This is a genomic window from Vibrio sp. M260112 (assembly GCF_036533775.1).
Lineage (GTDB): Bacteria > Pseudomonadota > Gammaproteobacteria > Enterobacterales > Vibrionaceae > Vibrio.
This window is the reverse complement of record NZ_JATABH010000117.1, coordinates 1-2,409: the sequence shown is the minus strand read 5'-3', so window position 1 is coordinate 2,409 and position 2,409 is coordinate 1. Positions and strand designations below refer to the sequence as shown.

3 protein-coding genes and 1 pseudogene are annotated in these 2,409 nt (G+C 39.4%); 3 read left to right on the top strand and 1 reads right to left on the bottom strand.

Annotated features, from left to right (window positions below; all coding sequences use genetic code 11):
- Window positions 1–231: 231 nt before the first annotated feature.
- Entirely contained in the window at window positions 232–1,068 is an 837-nt protein-coding gene (locus tag QTN95_RS21320; RefSeq protein ID WP_443088885.1) for a DUF2971 domain-containing protein, read from the top strand.
- Here QTN95_RS21320 and QTN95_RS20255 read toward each other — a convergent pair.
- Window positions 992–1,306, bottom strand: a pseudogene (locus QTN95_RS20255) (IS110 family transposase); the annotation flags it as partial. The gene QTN95_RS21320 and the pseudogene QTN95_RS20255 overlap by 77 nt on opposite strands.
- A gap of 204 nt (window positions 1,307–1,510) precedes the next feature.
- Here QTN95_RS20255 and QTN95_RS20250 point away from each other — a divergent pair.
- Together QTN95_RS20250 and QTN95_RS20245 are read left to right on the top strand one after the other, a co-directional pair.
- A complete protein-coding gene (locus QTN95_RS20250; RefSeq protein WP_331418783.1) occupies window positions 1,511–1,849 on the top strand; it encodes a hypothetical protein in 339 nt (112 codons plus the stop codon).
- A 70-nt stretch (window positions 1,850–1,919) separates the two neighbouring features.
- A complete protein-coding gene (locus QTN95_RS20245; protein ID WP_331418782.1) occupies window positions 1,920–2,261 on the top strand; it encodes a hypothetical protein in 342 nt (113 codons plus the stop codon).
- Window positions 2,262–2,409: the final 148 nt, after the last annotated feature.

Sequence of the window (2,409 nt, the reverse complement as noted above, 5' to 3'; positions counted from 1 at the left end):
GATAGCGAGCACCGTAGAATGAGTCATGTGTTGGCTTCCTTGTAAAAGTGTCGTTACTTATTACGTTACTCCCGAGGGAGATAGGGAGTCCATACATCTTGGTACTTTTGCTTCTACTTCACGTTTAGTGTTTACGGCACAATGGTTTAGGTAGGGTGGTAGCGTTGCTCACCACTTAACGCGGCGTTAGGCGAATACGCTAGACTTTTGGTTTCAGACTTAGGGTGAAAAATGTACAAATTTACTGCTTTTCGCGAGTCGTTTTTTAGCGACCGGAAAGTTCGGATGACTCAACCGAGTTTGTTTAACGATCCGTTTGAATCTGCAATTAATTCGAGCGTCGCTAGTGCCATGTGGCTGAAAGAGCTGAAGCGTTGGGGAGTCGGTGATGAAGAATATATGGTCAATTATTTAAGGCAATATAGCGTTATTGCCCCGTCAATCTCTGTGCTAAGTTTAACTGAATCTTCAAATAATCTTCTCATGTGGGCTCACTATGCCAATGAACACAAAGGTATTATCATAGAGGTTGACATTAGTCATGAGTTTTTCAATTCGAAATCTCATGGGTTCTCGGGGAAATGTTTTAAAATCCGATATACCAATGAAAGATTGAATACCAATGATTACCTTCGAAATAACTCAGGCTTGCCGCCAGGTAATTTATTAAAGAAAAGTAATGAATGGGCGTATGAGAAAGAAGTTCGATTTTTTCTTACAAAGGACCAAGTCGAAGTTAGCAACGATAATGCAGAATTGTGGCTATGCTCGTTACCAATAAACTCGATAAAATCGATAATCATTGGAGTTAGGGCAAACAAATGGCATATCATTTACCATTTCTTTAAGGCGCTACTTTCAGGCTCATTTCCACAGCATATGGAGCTACACTTAGCTTGTTTAAAAAATGACACATACGAAATTGAATATGTTCCATTTTGTGATGCTAAAGAGATATGCAGTATTTTAGATAGGCATCAGGTGACAGGGCGCGTTGATAGAGTGCTAGTTCAGCAATTGCTTCCGCATCGTTATAGTCATTCTTCTGCTTACGGCGCTGATTTTTGACATGTTGAGGTGGGTATAAAAGTACCTCGTGACCAAACTTCTCGAATTCTCTTGCCCAATAATGCGCACCAGAACAGGCCTCCATGGCGATGATGCATGGACTTTGATTTGCGACGTAGTTAAGTAGCTTACTTCGTTGAAGTTTTTTACGGGCAAGGTTCTTTCCTTTATGATTAATTTCAAAAAGAAAGAAAATATTTTTTGCTAAGTCGATGCCGATGATTTTATGCTGAGTCATGGTCTTCTCCTTTTGCTTTGGACCTGAACACTCCAAGCATGGCTGATAGTCATGTGAAGTGGTAGGGGGAGACCATCTCATCACCTTAATGCGGCGTTATGTTTATCGACATTTTGTGACTTTTATTCAATGTGCACCAAGTTTCCCATTGTGTTGGCTTTTATTGGTTTAAACTGCCTTCACATTTGTTAGTTTGGAGTTCATATGTCTTTAAAAGACTATTGTTCCGTTAAAGGACTGAAACTCTCTGCTCGTTCTCGCTCGACCTTGAAAATTATTGACTATAAAGTTGGTCTCGCAAATTACCTAGCTAGTGTTATGGTCATGAGTCCTATACTGGAAATTTTTAGAAATAATGGCGGGGGTGTAGTGCAAAATGCCCAAGATATTTATGAATATCACTGGGAAGAGTTCGGCAATGCGATGGCATCTATTAATCCGGTATTGAGAAAGCAAGTTTACAATCTTGCCCAACAAGAAGAGCTGTTTACTTATGGTGAAGAACAAAAGTTTTGGAAGTGTGTCAGTGAAGCTGCTCTGTAGCATTGCTTTTATATCATTGGTTGGTTGTACGGCTTCGCCTCCAAGCTTGACTCAGCCATATAGTCAGTTAATGGCTAAAAAAGAAGTCTGTTTTGAGAAAGCTAAAAATGGTTTACGTTCGTTCCCTGATTCTCAATGGTTACGAAGTCTAACTGAAAACGAACAAAAACAAGTACTTAGTTATCTAGCGCAGTATGCTTACAATTCGTGTATTAGCGAAGAGGTCAATAAGGTTGAAATGTCATTGGCAAAGCAATCTGATGATATACAACTGTTTTTTAATCAGTATGTTGGTTTGCATGAGTTCAAGCAAGAGCCTCCAAAAGGCGTTGATATCCCAGAATTAAACATTCTACAAAATGAGATTAAACAGCCATTTATCGCCAATGAGATATATGAAAGTATAAAATAAACATAACAAGCAATTTAAGAGTGATTCACAACGCTTATATGGACTCCCTATTGTTGTCAAAAAGTATTGTTAACGAAGGTTAGATGCTTGCTTATATACGGGCTCTAGTTGAGAAGCTATCTCGGGCCACTTTGATGTGTTCGCACCG